Here is a 20,399-nt window from a genome sequence, read left to right on the forward strand (position 1 = left end):
AACTCCGGTCGGTCAGCCGCGCAGGCGCAGGCCGCGCGGGGTGGCGCGGAAACCGGCGGCGGTCAGCGCGTCGCGCAGCGGGGAAGCGTGCACGGCCTCGCCGTCGGCGCGCTCCACCGAGATCGCGCCGAGCGCACCCGAGTGCACCGCGTCGGCGAGCGCCTTGCCGGCGGCGCCGAGCGTGTCGGTGTCGTCGGTGAAGGAGAGGATCGTCCGGCCGCCCCGTTCCACGTAGAGCACCAGGTCACCGCCGACGAGCACGACCAGCGCACCCGCCTTGCGCCCGGCCCGGTGGCCGGTGGCCGGTGCCGCGCCGTCGCCGGAGTCGACCACGCGTTCCGGCCAGGGCAGCGCCGCGCCGTACGGGTTCGCCGGGTCGGTGGCCGCGAGCACGACCGTCGGCCCGCCCCCGCCCTGCGTGTCGTCGGCGAGCGCGCGGATGCGGTCCACCGCGCCGGGCACCGCGAACTGCGCCGCGCCGAGCCCTTCGACGAAGTAGCCGCGCCGGGCCGCCCCGCGTTCCTCCATCGCGGACAGCACCGGGTAGACCCCGGCGAAGCCACCGGTGACCTGCTCGGCCACGACCGCGCCCCGGGTCACCACGCCGTGCCGCTCCAGCAGCAGATCGGCCAGGGCGGCGGCCCGGCGGGTGGGGTCGAGGTCGCGTTCGGGCAGCCGGGACCACCGACCGGCCATGGTGGGCGGACCGCCCCGGCTGGGCAGCGCCACCCGGCCCGGCCGGCGGTAGCGGGTGCGCGGCGCCGAGGGCCGGGACCGGTGCGCCCCGCCCGCGCCGAGCGCGGCCCGCAGCGGGGCGAGCGTGTCGTTGGTGAGGTGACCGGCCCAGACCAGATCCCACACCGCGCCCGACAGGCCGGCGTCGTCGGTGGCGCCGACCCGGTCGGACAGCAAGCGGAAGAACAGCGCCTGCCCGTCGGCGAGCGCGTCGAGCACTGACTCGTGCAGCGGGGTCAGCGTCAGCGCCTCGTCCGGCGGCGGGAGCAGCAGCGGCGCGACGTCGGCGTACGCGAGTGTCACCCACCCGTCGCCGCCGGAGATCGCGCCCGCGCCGGCCCACACCACCTCGCCACTGGCGCACAGCTCGTCGAGCTGGGCGGGGGAGTAGTCGGCGACCCGGGCGGGCAGCACCAGCCGTTCCAGCGCGGACGCCGGCACGCTCACGCCCTGCAACTGCTCGACGGTGGCGGCGACCGCCTCGACGCCCCGGGCCGACGAGCCGACCTGCTGCCAGCGGGGCAGGAACGCGGCGAGCGCGCGCGGCGGCACCGGCTCGATCTCGCGGCGCAGGGCCGCCAGCGAGCGGCGGCGCAGCAGGCGCAGCACCTCGGCGTCGCACCACTGGGTGCCCACACTGTCCGGAGCGAACTCGCCCGAGACCACCCGGCCGCCCGAAGCGAGCCGCCGCAGCGCCTGCTCCACCACGAACACGCCGAGTCCGAACCGGGCCGCGCAGGTGGCGGCTGCGAACGGGCCGTGCGTGCGGGCGTACCGGGCGACCAGGTCGGCGAGCGGATCGGCCACCGGTGCGAGGTACGCCTCGGCGACCCCGACGGGCAGCGCCACCCCGAGCGCGTCGCGCAGCCGGGCGGCGTCCTCGACGACCACCCACCGGTCCTCGCCGGCGATGCGGACCCGCAGCACCCGCCGGGCCGCCGCCAGCTCGTCGGTCCAGGACTCCGGGACGCCCCGCTCGGCCAGCTCGGCGCTGCTCAGGTCACCGACCACGCGCAGCAGTTCGACGACGTCCTCCGGGTCGCGGGGCCGCCGCTGCTCGGTGCGCCAGCGCAGCTGACGTGCGGTCTCGGCGAGCACCTCCGGGTCGAGCAACTCCCGCAGGTCGACCCGGCCGAGCAGCTCGCCGAGCAGCCCGGAGTCGAGCGCCAGCGCGGCGGCCCGCCGCTCGGCCAGTGGGGCGTCGCCCTCGTAGAGGAACGCGCCGACGTACCCGAACAGCAGCGACCTCGCGAACGGCGACGGGCGCTCGGACTCCACCTCGACCAGGCGTACCTTGCGTGCGGCCAGGTCGCGCATGAGCTCGCCCAGCGCCGGCTGGTCGAAGACGTCCTGGAGGCACTCGCGGGCGGCCTCCAGCGTGACCGGGAAGTCGGCGTACTCGCGGGCCACGTCGAGCAGTTGCGCGGCGCGCTGGCGTTGCTGCCACAGCGGCTGCCGCCGGCGGGGGTCACGGCGGGGCAGCAGCAGCGACCGGGCCGCGCACTCGCGGAACCGGGACGCGAACAGCGCCGACGTGCCGACGGACTCCTCGACGAGCTGGGCGATCTCGTCCGGCTCGAACACCACCACGTCGGCGCCGGGCGGGGTCTCGGCGGTGTCCGGCAGGCGTACCACGATGCCGTCGTCGGAGGGCATGACCTGGGCGTCCACGCCGTACCGCTCGGCCAGCCGCCGACCGATCGCCAGCGCCCACGGCCCGTTGACGCGCGCGCCGAGCACCGAGTGCACGGCGAGCCGCCAGTCGCCCAGCTCGTCGCGGAACCGTTCGACCACCACCGTCCGGTCGTCCGGCAGCGACCGGGTGGCCGCCTTCTGCTCGCGCAGGTAGTTCATCAGGTTGCCGGCGGCCCAGTCGTCCAGTCCGCCCGCGCGCAGCGCCGCGACCGCGTCGGCGTCGGACTGCCGCAGCAGCGCCCGGACCCGGGCGCCGATCGCCCGGCCCAGTTCGACCGGGCGGCCGAGCTGGTCGCCCTTCCAGAACGGCATCCGGGCCGCCTGGCCGGGCGCGGGGGAGACGAGCACCCGGTCGGGGGTGATCTCCTCGATCCGCCAGGACGACGACCCGAGCAGGAACACGTCACCCACCCGGGACTCGTAGACCATCTCCTCGTCCAGCTCACCGACCCGCGCGGCCCGCTCGGCGCCGGCCAGGAACACGCCGAACAAACCTCGGTCGGGGATGGTGCCGCCGCTGGTCACGGCGAGCCGCTGCGCGCCGGGCCGGCCGGTCAGCACGTCGGTGGCGCGGTCCCAGACCAGCCGCGGCCGCAGCTCGGCGAACGCGGTGGACGGGTAGCGCCCGGAGAGCATGTCGAGCACCGCGTGCAGCGCCGAGTCGGGCAGCTCCGCGAACGGCGCCGCCCGGCGGACCAGCACCGCCAGGTCGCCGAGCCGCCACGGCTCCAGCGCCACCATCGCGACGATCTGCTGGGCCAGCACGTCGAGCGGATTGCGCGGGTAGTGCAGCTCCTCGATCGCCCCGACACCCATCCGTTCGGCCACCACGGTGCAGGAGAGCAGGTCGCCCCGGTGCTTGGGGAAGACGACGCCGCGCGAGACCGCGCCGACCTGGTGCCCGGCCCGTCCCACCCGTTGCAGCCCGGCCGCCACGCTCGGCGGCGCCTCGATCTGCACCACCAGGTCGACGGCGCCCATGTCGATGCCCAGCTCCAGGCTGGACGTGGCGACCACGGCGGGCAACCGGCCGGACTTGAGCGCCTCCTCGATCTGCTTGCGCTCCTCGCGGGACACGCTGCCGTGGTGTGCCCGGGCGATCACCGCCGGCGCCCCGGCCGCCGCGCCGGACTGCGCCATCACCTCCGCGGGCTGGCGCGGCGCGCGCACCGGCCCCACCGGCCCGCCGAACGCCTGCGCCCCTCGCCGAGCCCGGCCCTCGTCGACCGGTTCGCCGCCGCGCAGCGGGCCGAGCCCGTCGGCGTCGTCGAGCCCGTCGCCGGCCGGCGGGCCGTCGGGGCCGGGCAGCAGATCGGATACGCGCACCGGCTCCCCGCCCCGGGCCACGCGGCTGCCCTCCGGGGCGGACGCCGCCTCCATTTCCTCGGCGGCCAGCTCGTTGAGGCGGGCGCAGAGGCGTTCGGCGCTGCGCCGGGAGTTGGTGAACACGATCGTGGACCGGTGTGCGCGGATCAGCGCGAACACGCGTTCCTCGACCGCCGGCCAGATCGACGGGCGGCGGGGGGCGAGGCCGCCGAGGTCGTCCTCCGGCGGCTCCTGCTCGTCGAGGCGCGTCATGTCCTCCACCGGAACCTGGACGCTGACCTCGATGGTCTTGTCCGCCGGCGGCTGCACCACGTCGACCGGGCGCGCGCCGCCGAGGAAGCGGGCGCACACGTCGATCGGCCGGACGGTGGCGGACAGCCCGATCCGCTGCGCGGGACGCTCCAGCAGCGCGTCGAGCCGTTCCAGGGACAGCGCCAGGTGGGCGCCGCGCTTGGTGCCCGCGACCGCGTGCACCTCGTCCACGATCACCGTGTCGACGCCGCGCAGCGAGTCGCGGGCGGCGGAGGTGAGCAGCAGGAACAGAGACTCGGGCGTGGTGATGAGGATGTCCGGCGGGGTGCGGGCGAACGCCCGGCGCTCGTCGGCCGGGGTGTCGCCGGTTCGCATCCCGACGGTGATGTCCGGCGGGACCAGGCCGAGCCGGGAGGCGGCCTGGCGGATGCCGGTGAGCGGGGCGCGCAGGTTGCGTTCCACGTCGACCGCGAGCGCCTTGAGCGGGCTGACGTAGAGCACCCGGCAGCGGCGACGGGGATCGGCCGGCGGCGGCTCCTTGGCGAGCCGGTCGAGCGACCAGAGGAACGCTGCGAGCGTCTTGCCGGAGCCGGTCGGCGCGACGACGAGGGCACTGCGAGCGGCGGCCACCGAGCGCCAGGCGCCCTCCTGGGCCGGGGTGGGCGCGGCGAACGCCGCGGTGAACCACTCCCGGGTCGCCGCGCCGAACTCCTTGAGCACCCCGCCTGACCGGGTCACCTCGTCCGCCACGATCCCATCCTGCCGCGCCGGTGTGACATCCGGCCGATCGCCGGAGCGTTCTGTCCCGGCGACGGTGCCAGATTATGGAATGCGCGTTTCTTCCGTTAAGTCTCACTTAACTGCTTGCTTGTGCAGTGCAACATAAAGTAACTTCACTCGCGATGCGGCGTGGGCTGGAGGCTTGGATGACCGTCGAGGAACGAGGCTTCGGGCCCGGCACCGACCTGCTCCTCCGAAAGGTCGACAGCCGGCTGACCGCGCTCCGCGCCGGGCTGCACGGTCCCGACCTCGAACTGGCCGAGGAACTGGCCCGGCGGCTGCGTGAGATGATCCTGGCCACCGCCCGTTCCAGCGCCGCCGACCGGGCGCGTGTCCGGGCCGCTGTGCACTACTTCGTCCAGCGCCGGGAGACCCGCGATGCCCGCCTGCCGGTCCGCTCCCTCGCTGCGGCGCAGCGAGCGGCCGACCGGGCGGCGAGTCAGCTGGGGTGTGCCGACCTGACGGCCGAGCGCCAGGCGGGCCGGCGCTGACGTCTCCGAGATATGGGCTGGACCGCCTGCCACTTTCACGGCCTTAAGGCGCCTTTGTCCTGTATCAAGGAATCATGTCCCTTCCCTGTCGTCCTCGGCATCCGCGGGTGCCGAGGCTCGGCGCAGGGCACGGCCCGGGCACTCCCGCATGATCCTGCTGCTCGCCCTGGCCTGGCAGGTCGGGCTGGCCGCGGCGGTGCCCGCCCTCATCCGACCGCTGGGACGTAATGTCGGCTACCTCCTTGCCGTCGGTTACCTGGCCGGGGCCGCTCTGCTGCTCAGCCACCTCCCCACCATCCTGCGCGACGAGGCTGTGGAGATCTCGTGGCGCTGGTTGCCGGCCATGGACATCTCCGTCACCTTCCGGATGGACGCGCTCGCGCTGGTCTTCGCGCTCCTGGTCCTCGCGGTCGGTGCACTGATCATGACGTACACGCCGCGCTACCTGAGCGCCTCCGGCCGACACGCCACCCTGTACGTCACCCTGACCCTGTTCGCGGCCGCGATGCTGGGCCTGGTGCTCGCGAACGACCTCCTGGTGCTGTTCGTCTTCTGGGAGCTCACGTCCATCTTGTCGTTCGTCCTCATCGGCCAGAACCAGCCCTCGGCGACCCGTCCTGCGGCGCACGCGCTGTTGGTCACATCCGGTGGCGGCCTCGCCCTGCTCGCCGGCTTCGTGGTGCTGATGGTCAGCCTCGGCACAAGTGATCTCACGCGCATCCTCGCCGAGCCCGATCGGGTGGCCTCCGGGCCCGCCGCGGCGGCCGGGGCGCTGATCCTGGTGGGGGTCTTCACAAAGTCGGCGCAGATGCCGTTCCACTTCTGGCTCCCCGGCGCCATGATCGCGATCACCCCGGTCAGCGCCTACCTGCACGCGGCCACGATGGTCAAGGCGGGAATCTATCTGGCCATGCGTTTCTCCGCCCTGTTCGGCGGCTACTGGCCCTGGCGGGTGACCCTCGTCGGCGTCGGTCTCGTGACCGCGGTGCTCGGCGCCTTCCTCGCACTGCGTCAGTACGACCTGAAGGCGATGCTGGCCTACTCCACGGTGAGCCAGCTCGGGCTGCTGATCGGCGTGATCGGGCTGGGAACCCCGGAATCCGACGCGGCAGCCATCCTTTACACCGTCGCCCACGCACTGTTCAAGGCGACGCTGTTCATGCTCGTCGGCATCATCGACCACGAGGCGGGCAGCCGCGACCTTCGCGAGTTGTCCGGCCTCCGCCGGAAGATGCCGGTCACGACAATGATCACCGCACTGGCGGCCATGTCCCTCGCCGGGCTGCCGCCGACCATCGGGTTCGTCGGGAAGGAGGCGATCTTCGAGGCGTTCGGCAAGGCACCGGGCATTCCCTGGCCGGCGTGGACCGCCGTGGGGCTGGCGGTCCTCGCATCCGTGCTCACCTTCGCCTACGCGGCGCGGCTCGTACACGGTCTCTTCGCCGGCCCGTCCCGTCAGCGGGCGCTCTACGAGCCCTCCTGGTCCTTTCTGGCACCCGCGGCCGTGGCGGCCGTGGCGGCAACCGTGGCAGGGCCCCTGGTCGGCCTGATCAGCCCGCTCGTCGTCCGCGCCGCGAACAACGCCCGACCGCAGGGCGAACCGGCCGACCTCGCGTTCTGGCACGGTGTCACTGTTGCGTTGCTGCTCTCGGTGCTGACCTTCGTCCTCGGCACGGTGATCTTCGCGCTTCGACGGCGCGTCGACCGGCGACTCCTCCGCACCCCCACCCCGCGCCCGTTCGGGTGGCAGTTCGACCGCGGTTACCAGTGGCTGTTGCGCGTCGGCGAGTGGGTCGCAGCCCCGGCCCGCACCAGCCGAGTCGGGCCCTTCCTGGCAGTTCCCCTGCTGCTGGTGGTCGCGCTCGGTGCGGCGGGTCTCGCGTTGGCCGGACCCCTGCCGGCATCGACGGGAAACCTCACGCAGTTCGGTGACGTGGTCGTGCTCGCGCTGCTCGTGCTGGTGACAGCAGGGCTGGTCGGCGCACGTTCGGTGCTGGCGGCGATCAGTCTGACCGGCGTCGTCGGGCTGATCCTGTCGGCCTGGTTCGTGACCCTCGGCGCGCCGGACGTCGCGGTGACCCTGTTGCTGGTGGAGGTGCTGACGACCATCGTGATGATGCTCGCACTGCGCCGGCGGCCCAGGGAACTGCACCGTCCCCGACTCCGGGGCTCGGCCGGTGCCGCCGTCCTCGCCGTCGGAGTCGGCGTGGTGGCCGCCGCCGCCACGGCCGCCCTCACCGGACGCCGGGAGACGTCCCCGCCCGGGCGCTACTACCTGGAGCGGGCCGAGGAGATCACCGGCGGTCACAATGTCGTCAACGTGATCCTGGTCGATTTCCGTGCGTTGGACACACTCGGTGAGGCGGTCGTCCTCACGGTCGTCGCGCTCGGCCTGGCCGCCCTGCTGCGGCTCGGCCCGCCGGCCTTGCGGGCGGGATCCGCTCCGCCCCGCCGGGATCTGGTCTTCCGCTTCGCCTACCGGGTGCTCAGCCCGGTGATGCTGGTGGTCTCGGCGCATCTGTTCGCTCGCGGGCACGAGGAAGTGGGTGGGGGGTTCATCGGAGCCCTGGTCGCGGGCACCGCAGTAGGGCTCGGGCACATCGCCCACACCGGGTCGGTGCCGCCACCGCTCGGCTGGCTGCGGGCCCGGCCACTGCTCGTGTCAGGGCTGCTCCTGAGCCTTGTCGTCGGCCTGGCGCCGATGGGGTCGGGCCGGCCGCTTCTCAGCCCTGCAACCCTGCCGTTGCCCGGACCACTGTCGCTCTCCTCGGCGACCCTGTTCGACCTGGGCGTCTACCTCATGGTCCTGGCGCTCGCCGTGTCTGCGGTACGCCGGCTCGGTGCGTCCACGGTCGACAGCCGGGCCGCCGGGGCAGAGCCGTGAGCGCGGCGGCGCTCCTTGCCGGCCTGCTCGCCGCGGCCGGCACGTTCATGCTTCTCCGGGGGGCACAACTCCGGCTCATCATCGGCTTCATCCTGCTCGGTCACGCCGTGAACGTGGTGTTGCTGTCCGCCGGTGGGCTACGGTGGCGGGCCCCTGCCTTCGCCGGTGACGGACCGGGACGCACCGACCCGCTGCCTCAGGCGTTCGCCCTGACCGCCATCGTGATCACCTTCGGCATCACCATCTACCTGCTGGGGCTGCTGGCCAGGACCGGCCGAGACCCGGCCGACGACCGGGCGGAGACCCGGCCGGGCGACGGACGCGAGCAGGACGAGCTGTGATCGGATCCCTGGCCGTGGTACCGGTGGTGGCGCCGCTGGCCACCGCTGCGGTGTTGCTGGCGTTCGCGAGGCGTCGAGCGTTGCGCCGCGTGGCCGGCCTGGTGGTGTCGGGCGTCGTGCTGGTCGCCGCGGTGTGCCTACTGGTCATGGTCCGGGACGGCTCGGTGCTCGCCGTGCGGATCGGCGGGTGGGCGCCGGTGGTGGCCATCGGCTTCGCGGTCGACACGTTCACGGCCCTCATGCTCTGCGCCGCCGCGCTGGTGGTGCTGGTCTGCCTGGCCTCGGCCGCGGCCACCGGGCAGGACGGTCACCCGTTCTTCGTGCCGTTGGCCCTGGTGCTCGCGGCCGGCGGCAACGGCGCCCTGCTGACCGTCGACCTGTTCAACCTCTTCGTGCTGATCGAGGTCATGCTCGTGCCGTCCTACGTGCTCCTCGCCCTGCGCGGCGAGGCCCGGGACCTGAAGGCGAGCCGGGTGTACGTCGCCACCAACCTGCTCGCCTCCACGCTGCTGCTGACCGGCGTCGGTCTCCTGTACGGGGTGTCGGGCTCCGTTCAGCTCGCCGAGCTCGTCGGTGCCGGCCGGGAATCGTCCCCGGCGGCCGTGGCGGGTGGGCTCGTCCTGGTGGCGCTGGCGGTGAAGAGCGCCGTCGTGCCGGTGCACGCCTGGCTTCCGCGCAGCTACTCGGATGCGCCGCCGGTGGTGGTCGCGCTCTTCTCCGGACTGCTCACCAAGGTGGGGCTGTACGCGCTCATCCGCGTGTTCGCGGTCCTGTACGGCGGCGCGGCGGACTACCTGTGGATCATCGGCGTCGTGGCGTTGGTGTCCATGGTCGTCGGCGTCCTGGGGGCGGTGGGCGAGCACAGCATGCGCCGGATCCTCTCGTTCCACATGGTCAGTCAGATCGGTTACGTGCTGCTCGGCCTCGCCCTCTTCACCGAGGCCAGCCTGACTGCCGCGATCTTCTATCTGGTGCAGTACATCCTGGTCAAGGCCGCTCTGTTCCTCAGTGTGGCGGCGGTGCACGCGGATCGCGGCACGGACCGGCTGGCGTCGTTGGGCGGTCTGGCTGCGACGCGCCCGATTCTGGCCATGTCCTTCGCGGGGGCTGCGCTCTCGCTTGCCGGCCTGCCGCCCTTCTCCGGGTTCCTGGCCAAGTTCCTGCTCATCCGTGCGGCGGTGGACAGCGGAGCCTGGCTCGCGGTGGCGGTGGCCCTGGGAGTCAGCCTGCTCACTCTCACGTCGATGCTCAAGATCTGGGGCTCGGTCTTCTGGGGGCCGCCGGGCCCGGCGGAGCCGGTCGCGCTCGGAGAGAGGGCGCGGACCTGGGCGACGGCGTCCGCGCTGACGCTCGCCGTGGTGACTCTGCTGCTCGGTCTCGCCGCCCAGCAGTTGCTGGTCCTCTCCGGGGAGGCCGCCACCGGCCTGACCGATCCGGTGGAGCACCCGCGGGCCGGACGGTGAATCAGGATGAGGCGCGGGACTGACCTGCCGTCGCGGCTGCTACGGCGGACCCTCCGAATCATGCGCTTCGCCGGGTACTTCGCTGTCCAGTTGGTGCAGGCGAACTTCGTGGTCGTGCGGGAGATCGTGACGCCCGGTTCCGGGCTGTGTCCGGCGATTGTCCGGATCCCGCTACGGGCGAGAACCGACGATGAGATCGTGTGGATGGTGCTCTTCGTCGGTCTGACGCCGGGCACCCTGCCGCTCGCGATCGACCGGTCCGCGCCGGCGATGTTCGTGCACGGCATGCACGTTCACGACGAGACGGCGTTCCGTCTCCGGCTCGCCGCTCTGGAGGACCGGCTGTTGTCCGCTCTGCGCCCCGCCACCGCCGACGGGCGACGATCCGGCCCGGCCGGAGACAACGACCGAGGTTGACGTGCTTCTCCTGGACATCGTGCTCATCGCACTCGCACTGTCGATGATCCTGGTCATCGGCCGGCTGGTGATCGGCCCGTCCGACGCCGACCGGGCCACGGCGCTCGATCTCGCCTTCGTCCACGTCCTCGCCTCCGTCGCGGTTCTCGCCGCCCGGCTCGACATTCCCGCCATCCTGGATCTGGTCCTCGTCGGCACTCTGGTCGGTTTCCTGGCGACGGTCTCGCTGGCCCGGCTCCTCGACCGGGGCCGGTCGTGATCCGCCAGGTGCTGGCATCGGTCCTGCTCCTCGGTGGGGTGGGCCTGGTCGTCGTGAGCGCCGTCGGACTCGTCCGGTTGCCCGACGCCTACAACCGGATGAACGCGATCGCCAAGGCGGCCAGCCTCGGGGCGGTGGGCGTGCTGCTGGGCGTCCTGCTGCTCATGCCGAGCCTGCGAACCGGCGCCGTGATGCTGCTCGCCGTCGGACTGCAGCTGTTCACCGCCCCGCTCGGCGGCTACGCTCTCGGCCGCGCCGCCTACCGGGCGGGAACGCCGCTCGCGCCGGTCACCCGGAGCGACGACCTCGGCGCCCGTGGGCCGACTCCGCCGTCGTCGTCCGGAGAGCCGGAAGCCTCGTGACAGTCGCATCGCCCGCCGTCACCGTCGCTGGTCGCCTTCGGGTGAGCGGTCCGCCGACCGGCCGGGAGTACGGAGATCCGGTCGCCTCCGGACACCACGTGGCGTGCCGGCCGGCACGGTGAACAGAGCCGAACGTGGTCCGGCGAACCGGGTGCACGGTGTTCAGATTCCCGGTTCTGCCGCGGCTGACCTGCCTATACTTCGGATGCCGAGTCCGTGGCGACGTCTGGGCGGGCGGGTCCGCGTCGGGGTCGGGGGTGACCGATGGACTCGAAGGGTACGGCCGATCCGCGCGATGGGGCGCACCACGAGATGTCGGCCCACGAGGTGGTGCTCCTCCTCCAGACCGACCCGCAGCGAGGGCTCGGCGGTGACGAGGCCGCCCGTCGCCGCGACCGTTACGGACCCAACGTGCTGCCGACCGCGGGCGGGCCCGGAGTCCTGCGCCGGATCCTGGGGCAGTTCCATCATCCCCTGATCTACGTGCTGCTCGCGGCGACCGCGGTCACCGCCGCGTTGCGGGAGTACGTCGACTCCGCTGTGATCTTCGGGGTGGTGCTCATCAACGCCACCGTGGGGTTCGTCCAGGAGTCGCGGGCCGAAGCGGCGCTGGACAGCCTCCGGTCGATGGTGCGCACCGGGGCGCGGGTGATCCGCGACGGCGAGACCCGGTCGGTCGGCTCCGAGGAACTCGTGCCCGGCGACCTCGTCGAGTTGGAGCCGGGCGGCAAGGTTCCGGCGGATCTCCGGGTCGTGCACTCGGACGGGCTGCGGGTGGACGAGTCCGCGTTGACCGGTGAATCCGTCCCGGTGAGCAAGGACGAGGCGGAACTGCCGGACGTGACGCCGGTGTCCGACCGCCGCAACATGGCCTACTCCGGCACGCTGGTCACGGCCGGCGGTGGCAGAGGCATCGTGGTCGCCACCGGCGCCCGCACCGAACTCGGACAGATCCATCGGCTTGTGGGTTCGGCGGAGACCCTGGCCACACCGTTGACCCGCAAACTGGGGTGGTTCAGCAAGGTGCTCACCACCTCCATCCTCCTGCTGTCGGCGGCCACCTTCGGCGTGGGGACGCTGCGGGGTCAGGAGCCCGTCGAGACGTTCACCGCGGCGGTCGCCCTCGCAGTGGGCGCCATTCCGGAAGGTCTGCCCGCGGCGGTCACCATCACGCTGGCCATCGGGGTGACCCGGATGGCTCGACGCCGTGCTGTGATCCGTCGACTGCCCGCCATCGAGACGCTCGGCAGCACCACGGTGGTCTGTTCGGACAAGACCGGCACCCTGACCGAGAACCAGATGACGGTACGTGCCGTCTGGACACTCGACGGCGAGTACGCGGTCACCGGCTCCGGATACGCGCCGGACGGCGAGATGACCGACCAGGAGCGGAGGAGGGTCACGGCGACCACGAGCAAGTCCCTGGAACGCTGTCTGCTCGCGGGTGCCGCCTGCAACGACGCCCGCCTCGCCCGCAGGGACGGCGAATGGGTGCTGACCGGGGATCCCACCGAAGCCGCGATGCTCGTGGTCGCCACCAAGGGCGGACTCGGTCATGACGACGTCGTCCGGCGGTATCCGCGGTCCGAGACGATTCCCTTCAGTTCGGAACGGCAGTACATGGCCACTCTGCACCACGATCGCGACACGGGTCGCCCGCTCGGGTTGGTCAAGGGGAGTGTCGAACGGATCGTGGCCATGTCCGACGCCGCGATGCGCGCCGACGGGTCGCTTGACCCGCTCGACGACAAGCGGATCCTGCGGGCGGCGGAGGACCTGGCCGGTCGGGGCCTGCGAGTGCTGGCCACCGCCGAGCGTCCGCCCGGCGTCACGCGCGCGTTCGTCGAGGACGAGTTGCCGGGCACTCTGGTGTTCACCGGCCTGCAGGCCATGCTCGACCCGCCTCGGGCCGCCGCCGCCTCGGCCGTCGAGGCGTGTCACTCAGCGGGCATCCGAGTCAAGATGATCACTGGCGACCATGCGGCGACCGCCTCAGCCATCGCCACCCAGCTCAAGGTGCTCGGGACGGACCAGCGCGGCCGGGTGCTGACCGGGGCGGAACTGCGCGATCTGCCGGACGGCCGGTTCGCGGAGGTGGTCGAGGAGACCGCCGTGTTCGCACGGGTCTCACCGGAGCAGAAGCTGCGGTTGGTCGAGGCGCTCCAGGGGCGCGGGCACGTGGTGGCGGTGACCGGTGACGGCGTCAATGACGCTCCTGCCCTGAGGCAGGCCGACATCGGCGTCGCGATGGCCCGGTCCGGCACCGAGGTGGCCAAGGAAGCCGCCGACATGGTGCTCACGGACGACGACTTCGCCACCATCGAGGCCGCGGTGGAGGAAGGCCGCGGCGTGTTCGACAACCTGACCAAGTTCCTGGTCTGGACGTTGCCGACGAACCTCGGCGAGGGCCTGGTGGTACTCGTGGCGATCGTGCTCGGGGCCACGCTGCCGCTGCTGCCGACTCAGATCCTGTGGATCAACATGACCACCGCCGTGCTCCTCGGCCTGATGCTCGCCTTCGAGCCGAAGGAGGCGGGCCTCATGCGGCGGCCGCCCCGTGATCCCGCCCGCCCTCTGCTGACCCGCCCCCTGATCGTGCGGGTGTTCCTGGTGGCGGCGCTCCTCGTGGCCGGCTCCTCGTGGATCTTCCATTGGGAGCAACAGACCGGGCAGCCGGTCGCCGAGGCGCGTACGGCCGCGCTCAACCTGTTCGTCGTGGTGGAGATCTTCTACCTGTTCAGCTGCCGATCGCTCAGCCAGCCGGTCTGGCGCACCGGGCTGATGTCCAACCGGTGGATCCTGCTCGGCGTCCTGGCGCAGGCGGCGGGCCAACTCGCCATCACCTACGTGCCCGTCATGAACCGGATCTTCGGCACGGCGCCGCTGTCAGGTGGGGCGTGGCTGCGAATCCTGGCGGTCAGTGCCGCCGCCGCGCTGGTGGTGGCGGTGGACAAGCGGCTACGGCGGCATCTGGTGTGACCCGGCCGGCGGTGGTCAGATGGCCTAGCCGCCGGCGACCCGGGTAGTAGCGGACATGACTCCGTCATCGTCACCGGCCCGGAGCCGACCGTGACCCCCTGGTGGTGGGTGCTCCTGGTGGCCGTCCTGTGGCTGACTGTCGGCCTGCTCACCGCGGGCTGGTTCGTGATCCGGGGCGGCCATCCACACCTCTCGTGGTATCTCGTGGGCGGGCTGCTCGGTCCGCTGTTCATCCCGATCGCGGTGGAACGGGGCCGCGCCCGGCCGGCGGTGATCGACGTGGTGCACCGGCCCTCGTCCCGGGAGGGCAGTGGACTGCGCGTCGCGATAGGCGTGGACGGATCCGCCGAGTCCGACCGCGCGTTGCGCGCAGTCGCCCGGACGCTCAGCCACACCGCCAGTCATCTGGTCCTGGTCACCGTGACCAGCCCGGACTCGGTAGGCGAGGACCAGGCGGCCGAGTCACGGGAAGCCCGCCGGCTTCTCGAGGAGCGGGCTGAGGCCCTGCCCTCGGGCCTGCCGACGCCGACCGTCGAGATGGTGCGGGGGCATCCGGTGGACGCGTTGCTGGCGGTGGCGGAGGCGCACGACGTCGACCTCCTGGTGGTCGGCCGGCACGGCCACGGGATCCGGGACCGGCTGCTGGGCAGCGTGGCGGAGGAACTCACCCGCCGTTCCTCCCGGGCGCTGCTGCTGGGCAGCCTCCCGGACCGCTGAGCGGGACGGGGCCGGATGACCGCCGTGCGGGGTGGGTTTTGTGGAAAACGGCCCGGCTGGGTGGGGAAGTGGCGTCTGATCGGTCGTACCCGCAGCGTGCCCCCCGCGCGCTGTCACCTCGACCGGGAGTACGCGTGCTCGTCCTGCTGATCGTGCACCTGGTGGCGGCACTGCTCGCCCCGTTGCTCGTCCGCCGGTGGGGTCCGCGCGCCTGCCTGCTGCTCGCGCTCGCCCCGGCCGCCACAGCGGTCTGGGCGGCGGCCCACACCGGTGCGGTACGTGACGGCGGCGAGGTGGTCGAGACGTACCCCTGGATCTCGCAGCTCCAGCTCGACGTGGCGCTGCGGGTCACGACGCTGTCCTGGCTGATGCTGTTGCTCGTCGGCGGCGTCGGCGCGCTGGTGCTGGTCTACTCCGCCCGCTACTTCCGGCCGGGGTCCACCGGGCTGACCCGGTTCGCCGCCGTCATGGTCGCCTTCGCCGGGGCGATGCTCGGCCTCGTCGTCTCCGACAACCTGCTGCTGCTCTACGTGTTCTGGGAACTGACCACCGTCTTCTCCTACCTGCTGATCGGGCACAGCACCGAGCGCCGGTCCAGCCGGTGGGCCGCCGCGCAGGCGCTCACCGTGACCACGCTGGGCGGGCTGGCCATGCTCGTCGGGTTCCTGCTGCTCGGCCACCACGCCGGGGGCTACCGGTGGTCGGAGGTGGCCTCGGCGCCGCTGCCCGGCGGGCGCTACCTGACCGTCGCGGTGCTGCTCATCCTCACCGGGGCGCTGGCGAAGTCGGCGGTGTTCCCGTTCAACGCCTGGCTGCCGGTGGCGATGGCCGCCCCGACGCCGGTGAGCGCGTACCTGCACGCGGCGGCGATGGTGAAGGCCGGCATCTTCCTCGTCGGACTGCTCGGCCCGGTGCTCGCCCCGGTCGGCGGGTGGCGGCCGGTCACCGTGGTGGCCGGACTGGTCACACTCGTCATCGGCGGGTGGGCGGCGCTACGGCAGACCGACCTGAAGCTGCTGCTGGCGTACGGGACGGTCAGCCAGCTCGGCCTGCTCGTCGTGGTGTTCGGCGCGGGCACCCCGAAGGCGGCGCTGGCCGGCGTGACGATGCTGGCGGCGCACGCCCTGTTCAAGGCGGCGCTGTTCCTGGTCGTCGGCATCCTCGACCACGAGGCCGGCACCCGTGACCTGCGGGAGCTGTCCGGGGTGGGGCGGGCCGCGCCGGTGCTCACCACCGTCGCCGCGCTGGCCGCCGCTTCGATGGCCGGGGTGCCGCCGCTGCTCGGGTTCGTCGGGAAGGAAGCGGCGCTCGCCGCGTTCACCGATGATCCACTGGCCCTGATCGTGCTGGTGGTCGGCAGCGCACTCACCGTCGCGTACAGCATCCGGTTCCTCTGGGGCGCGTTCGCCGCCCGGCCCGGCGTGCCGGACACACCACCGGCCCGGCCGCCTGCCGCGATGCTCGTACCCCCGGCGCTGCTCGCCGGGGCCGGGCTCGCCGCCGGTCCGGCCGCCGGGTGGCTGAGCGGCCTGTTCGAGCCGTACGCCGAGTTGTTCGGGCCGGTCGAGGAGCACCTGGCGCTCTGGCACGGACCCACGGCGGCGCTCGGCCTGTCCGCCCTCGTGCTGGCCGGCGGTGTGGTGCTGCATCTGGTCCGCGGCCCGCTGGCCCCCGCGCTGGCCCGGCTGCGCTTTCCCGTGAGCGGCAACCAGGGGTACGAGTGGGTGACGCACGGCTTCGACCGGCTCGCCATCGAGATCACCGGCGCCACCCAGCGCGGCTCGCTGCCGCAGTACCTCGGCACCGTGCTGCTCGCGCTGGTGGTCGTGCCGGGCGGGGCGATGATCGCCACCGCGCCCTGGCGGGTCGAGCTGGCGGCCTGGGACAACCCGGCCCAGCTCGTGATCTGCGTGGTGATCGCGGTTGCCGCGCTGCTCGCGGTCGGGGCGCGCCGCCGGCTCACCGCGATGCTGCTCGTCGGCGTGACCGGCTACGGCACCGCGATGATGTTCGTCCTCTACGGCGCGCCGGATGTGGCGCTCACCCAGTTCCTCGTGGAGACGGCGACGATCGCGGTGTTCGTGCTGGTGTTGCGGCGGCTGCCGGAACGCTTCTCGGCCCGCCCGCTGCGGCGCAGCCGCTGGGTGCGGCGCGGCATCGGGATCGCCGCCGGGGTGGTGATGGCCGGTCTGGCGCTGGCCGCGGCCGGTGCGCGGCGGGCGCCGTCGATCTCCGCGGCGTTCCCCGATCTCGCCGCGACCGAGGGGTACGGCCGCAACGTCGTGAACGTGACGCTGGTGGACATCCGGGCCTGGGACACGATGGGGGAGATCTCGGTGCTCGTGGTGACCGCGACCGGCGTGGCCAGCCTGATCTACGAGCGTTCCCGCACCGGGCCGCGTCCCCGCCGTCCCCCGGCTGCGATGCGCGCCGACGACCGGCGCACGGTGTGGTTGCGCGGCGGGCAGACGCTGCCGGAACGGCGGCGTTCGATCGTGTTCGAGGTGGTCACCCGGCTGATCTTCCACACCGTGCTGATCTTTTCGCTGTTCCTGCTCTTCTCCGGGCACAACGCCCCCGGCGGTGGCTTCTCCGGCGGGCTCGTCGCCGGTCTCGCGCTGGCCCTGCGGTACCTGGCCGGCGGCCGGTACGAGCTGGCCGAGGCGGCGCCGGTCGGTGCCGGCACGGTGCTCGGCGCGGGCCTGGGCATCTCCGTGGGCAGCGGTGTGCTCGGCCTGGCGCTCACCGGCGAGGTGCTCCAGAGCGTCAAGGTCAACCTGTGGCTGCCGGTGGTCGGCGACTTCTACCTGGTCACGTCGCTGTTCTTCGACATCGGCGTCTACCTGGTGGTGGTCGGGCTGGTGCTGGACATCCTGCGCAGCCTGGGCGCCGAGGTGGACCGGCACGTGGAGGCCGCGGGCGAGGCGGGGCGCGGCCTGGTCGTCCAGCGGGAGAGTCCGCCGTGAGCGCGAGGAGTGAGCCGGGTTTGCGAGCCCCGCAGTCGCGAACAGAGGTGGCTCAGTGACACGCGGGGCGGCCGGGCCGACGCTGGTGCTGGTGCTGGCGGTCGGGGTGCTCGTCGCCGCCGGTGTCACATTGCTGCTGGAACGCAGCCTGACCCGGATCCTGCTCGGCATCATCCTGCTCGGCAACGGCGTCAACCTGCTCATCCTGCTCGGCGGGCGGGCCGGCGCCGCGCCGCTCGTGGGTTCCACCCCGCTGGGCGGGATGAGCGATGCGCTGCCGCAGGCCATGGTGCTCACCGCTGTGGTGATCACGTTCGGGTTGACCGCGTTCCTGCTCGCTGTCGCCTACCGGAGCTGGTACATCAGCGGCGACGACGAGGTGCAGGACGACCTGGAGGACCGGCAGATCGTCCGGCTCGCCGAGAGCAACGAGGTGTCCACGGCGGACCTCGGCGGCGAGGGCCCGGGCGACGACCCGGAGCAGGTGGACCCGGAACCGGCCCGCCGGCGGTTGCGCCGGGACGGGGAGGCCCTGTGAGCGTGAGGAGTGAGCCGGGTTTGCGAGCCCCGCAGTCGCGAACGGAGACCCCGCTGTGAGCGCCCTGGTGCCGCTGCCGGTGGTGGTGCCGCTGCTCGGCGCGGCACTCACCCTCCTGCTGTCCGGGCGGCCCCGGTTGCAGCGGTCGGTGAGCGTGCTCTGCCTGTCCAGCGTCCTGGTGGTGGCGGCGGTGCTGCTGGTGCAGGCGTACCGGTTCGGGCCGGTGGTGGTGCAGGTGGGCGGCTGGCCGGCGCCGGTGGGCATCGTGCTGGTGGCGGACCAGCTGGCGGCGCTGATGGTGCTCGTCTCCTCGGCGGTGACGCTGTGCGTGCTGCTCTACTCGATCGGTCAGGGCCGGGCGGAGACCGGGGAGACCGCGCCGGTGAGCATCTTCCACCCCACGTACCTGGTGCTGACCGCGGGCGTGACGAACGCCTTCCTGGCGGGGGATCTGTTCAACCTCTTCGTCGGCTTCGAGATCCTGCTGGCCGCGAGCTTCGTGCTGATCACGCTGGGCGGCACCGAGGTGCGGTTGCGGACCGGATCGACGTACGTGGTGGTCAGCATCCTGTCGTCGCTGCTGTTCCTGTCCGCCGTGGGCCTGGTGTACGCGGCGACCGGCACGCTGAACATGGCGCAGCTCGCCGGCCGGCTGGATGCGCTGCCGTCGGGCGTACGCCTGGCCCTGCAACTGACGCTGCTGCTCGCGTTCGGGATCAAGGCGGCGGTGTTCCCGCTGTCGGCGTGGCTGCCGGACAGCTACCCGACCGCGCCCGCGCCGGTCACCGCGGTCTTCGCCGGCCTGCTCACCAAGGTTGGCGTCTACGCGATCATCCGCACCGAGACGCTGTTGTTCCCCGGCGGCCAGGTCGCCACGCTGCTGATGGTGGTGGCCGGGCTGACCATGGTGGTCGGCATCCTCGGCGCGGTCGCCCAGTCGGACCTGAAGCGGCTGCTGTCCTTCACGCTCGTCAGCCACATCGGCTACATGATCTTCGGGGTGGCGCTGAGCAGCGTCGCCGGCCTGTCCGGGGCGATCTTCTACGTGGTGCACCACATCACCATCCAGACCACGCTGTTCCTGGTCGCCGGCCTGGTCGAGGAACGCGCGGGCAGCACCGACCTGCGCCGCATCGGCGGGCTGGCGCGGATCGCTCCGATGCTCGGCGTGCTCTTCTTCGTCCCGGCGATGAACCTCGCCGGCATCCCGCCGTTCTCCGGCTTCCTCGGCAAGCTCGGCCTGCTCCAGGCCGGCGTGGCGGCCGGCGGCGTGCTGCCCGCCGTCCTGGTCGCGGCCGGCACGCTGACCAGCCTGCTCACGCTCTACGCGGCCTCCCGGGTGTGGAACATCGCGTTCTGGCGGGCGCCCCGGCTGGCCACCGCCACCCCGCCCGCCCGGCTACCCGGACTGATGGTCGGCGCGACCACCGCCCTGGTCGCGCTGGGCGTGCTGTTCACGCTGCTGGCCGGGCCGCTGTTCCAGGTCACCGCTGATGCGGCCACCGACCTGCGCGAGCGCACCCCGTACGTGCGGGCGGTCCTGCCCCGGGACGTGCCGTGACCGACGACCTACCCCCGGGCGGGGGCGTCCCCGGGGAGCCGTCGGGCGTACCCCGGGCCGCGCCCGCCGCGGACGCGCCGACGCCGGCAGTCGGCCGGGGCGGACGGCGGCGGGACCAGGCGCTCGCGCTCGGCTGGCTGGTCGTCGCGTGGATGCTGCTGTGGGGCGACGTGTCCTGGGGCAACCTTGCCGCCGGCCTGGTGGTCGGCACCGCCGTGCTGCTGTTCTTCCCACTGCCGCCGGTCACCTTCGGCGGCCGGTTCCGCCCCCGGGCTCTGCTGGTGTTCCTGGCCAGCTTCGTGATCGAGCTGGTCAGCGCCAGCCTGCACGTCGCCGCCGTGGCGCTGCACTTCGGCTACCGCCCGCGCGGCGCGATCATCGCGGTGCCGTTGCGCGTGCGCACCGACCTCAACCTGACGCTCACCGCCGAGGTGATCTCGGTGGTGCCGGGCACACTGATCCTCGACGTCGACCGGACCCGGGGCGTGCTCTACGTGCACGTGCTCGACGTGCGCGGTCCCGAGGACGTGGCCGGCAGCCGCGAGCGCGTACTCGCCGTCGAACGGCGCATCGTCCGCGCCATCGGATCTCCCGACGAGGTACGCCGGCTCGACCTCGAACCCCACTGAACGG

The 20,399-nt window shown here is 72.9% G+C and carries 14 protein-coding genes; 13 read left to right on the forward strand and 1 reads right to left on the reverse strand.

Annotated features, from left to right (window positions below):
* Positions 1-12: 12 nt before the first annotated feature.
* A complete protein-coding gene (locus tag KSK32_RS20120) occupies positions 13-4,761 on the reverse strand; it encodes a DEAD/DEAH box helicase (protein WP_308163803.1) in 4,749 nt (1,582 codons plus the stop codon).
* A 173-nt stretch (positions 4,762-4,934) separates the two neighbouring features.
* Between KSK32_RS20120 and KSK32_RS20125 the strand changes: the two genes are divergently transcribed.
* The 13 genes from KSK32_RS20125 (at position 4,935) to KSK32_RS20185 (ending at position 20,395) form a co-directional block, all read left to right on the forward strand.
* The gene (locus KSK32_RS20125; protein ID WP_216932595.1) at positions 4,935-5,279 is read left to right on the forward strand and encodes a hypothetical protein; all 345 of its coding nucleotides are present in this window, start codon (positions 4,935-4,937) and stop codon (positions 5,277-5,279) included.
* A 148-nt stretch (positions 5,280-5,427) separates the two neighbouring features.
* Positions 5,428-8,163, forward strand: a complete 2,736-nt coding sequence (gene mbhE, locus KSK32_RS20130) for a hydrogen gas-evolving membrane-bound hydrogenase subunit E (RefSeq protein WP_216932596.1) — start codon at positions 5,428-5,430, stop codon at positions 8,161-8,163.
* The gene (locus tag KSK32_RS20135) at positions 8,160-8,504 is read left to right on the forward strand and encodes a sodium:proton antiporter (RefSeq protein WP_216932597.1); all 345 of its coding nucleotides are present in this window, start codon (positions 8,160-8,162) and stop codon (positions 8,502-8,504) included. Before mbhE ends, KSK32_RS20135 begins: the two co-directional genes overlap by 4 nt.
* Positions 8,504-9,967 carry a proton-conducting transporter membrane subunit gene (locus KSK32_RS20140; protein ID WP_216936240.1) on the forward strand — a complete coding sequence of 488 codons (1,464 nt, stop codon included), beginning with the start codon at positions 8,504-8,506 and terminating at the stop codon, positions 9,965-9,967. The genes KSK32_RS20135 and KSK32_RS20140 overlap by 1 nt, the downstream gene beginning before the upstream one ends.
* 6 nt (positions 9,968-9,973) lie before the next feature.
* Complete coding sequence (locus tag KSK32_RS20145; RefSeq protein ID WP_216932598.1) at positions 9,974-10,384, forward strand: Na+/H+ antiporter subunit E; 411 nt, start codon at positions 9,974-9,976, stop codon at positions 10,382-10,384.
* Between the two features lies 1 nt (position 10,385).
* Positions 10,386-10,643, forward strand: coding sequence for a monovalent cation/H+ antiporter complex subunit F (locus KSK32_RS20150; RefSeq protein WP_216932599.1), 258 nt, complete (start codon positions 10,386-10,388; stop codon positions 10,641-10,643).
* Complete coding sequence (mnhG, locus tag KSK32_RS20155) at positions 10,640-11,005, forward strand: monovalent cation/H(+) antiporter subunit G (protein ID WP_216932600.1); 366 nt, start codon at positions 10,640-10,642, stop codon at positions 11,003-11,005. Before KSK32_RS20150 ends, mnhG begins: the two co-directional genes overlap by 4 nt.
* Before the next feature lie 264 nt (positions 11,006-11,269).
* Positions 11,270-13,984 carry an HAD-IC family P-type ATPase gene (locus tag KSK32_RS20160; RefSeq protein ID WP_216932601.1) on the forward strand — a complete coding sequence of 905 codons (2,715 nt, stop codon included), beginning with the start codon at positions 11,270-11,272 and terminating at the stop codon, positions 13,982-13,984.
* A 90-nt stretch (positions 13,985-14,074) separates the two neighbouring features.
* Complete coding sequence (locus tag KSK32_RS34585; RefSeq protein WP_216932602.1) at positions 14,075-14,701, forward strand: universal stress protein; 627 nt, start codon at positions 14,075-14,077, stop codon at positions 14,699-14,701.
* A gap of 134 nt (positions 14,702-14,835) precedes the next feature.
* Positions 14,836-17,667 (forward strand): Na+/H+ antiporter subunit A, encoded by a 2,832-nt coding sequence (locus KSK32_RS20170; RefSeq protein WP_216932603.1) that lies wholly within the window; start codon positions 14,836-14,838, stop codon positions 17,665-17,667.
* 55 nt (positions 17,668-17,722) lie between these two features.
* Positions 17,723-18,205 (forward strand): Na(+)/H(+) antiporter subunit C, encoded by a 483-nt coding sequence (locus KSK32_RS20175; protein WP_216932604.1) that lies wholly within the window; start codon positions 17,723-17,725, stop codon positions 18,203-18,205.
* 55 nt (positions 18,206-18,260) lie between these two features.
* The gene (locus tag KSK32_RS20180) at positions 18,261-19,766 is read left to right on the forward strand and encodes a Na+/H+ antiporter subunit D (protein WP_216932605.1); all 1,506 of its coding nucleotides are present in this window, start codon (positions 18,261-18,263) and stop codon (positions 19,764-19,766) included.
* Entirely contained in the window at positions 19,763-20,395 is a 633-nt protein-coding gene (locus KSK32_RS20185) for a Na+/H+ antiporter subunit E (protein ID WP_216932606.1), read from the forward strand. Before KSK32_RS20180 ends, KSK32_RS20185 begins: the two co-directional genes overlap by 4 nt.
* Positions 20,396-20,399: the final 4 nt, after the last annotated feature.

This window comes from Micromonospora sp. WMMB482 (assembly GCF_019038635.1).
GTDB classification, from domain to species: domain Bacteria; phylum Actinomycetota; class Actinomycetes; order Mycobacteriales; family Micromonosporaceae; genus Micromonospora; species Micromonospora marina.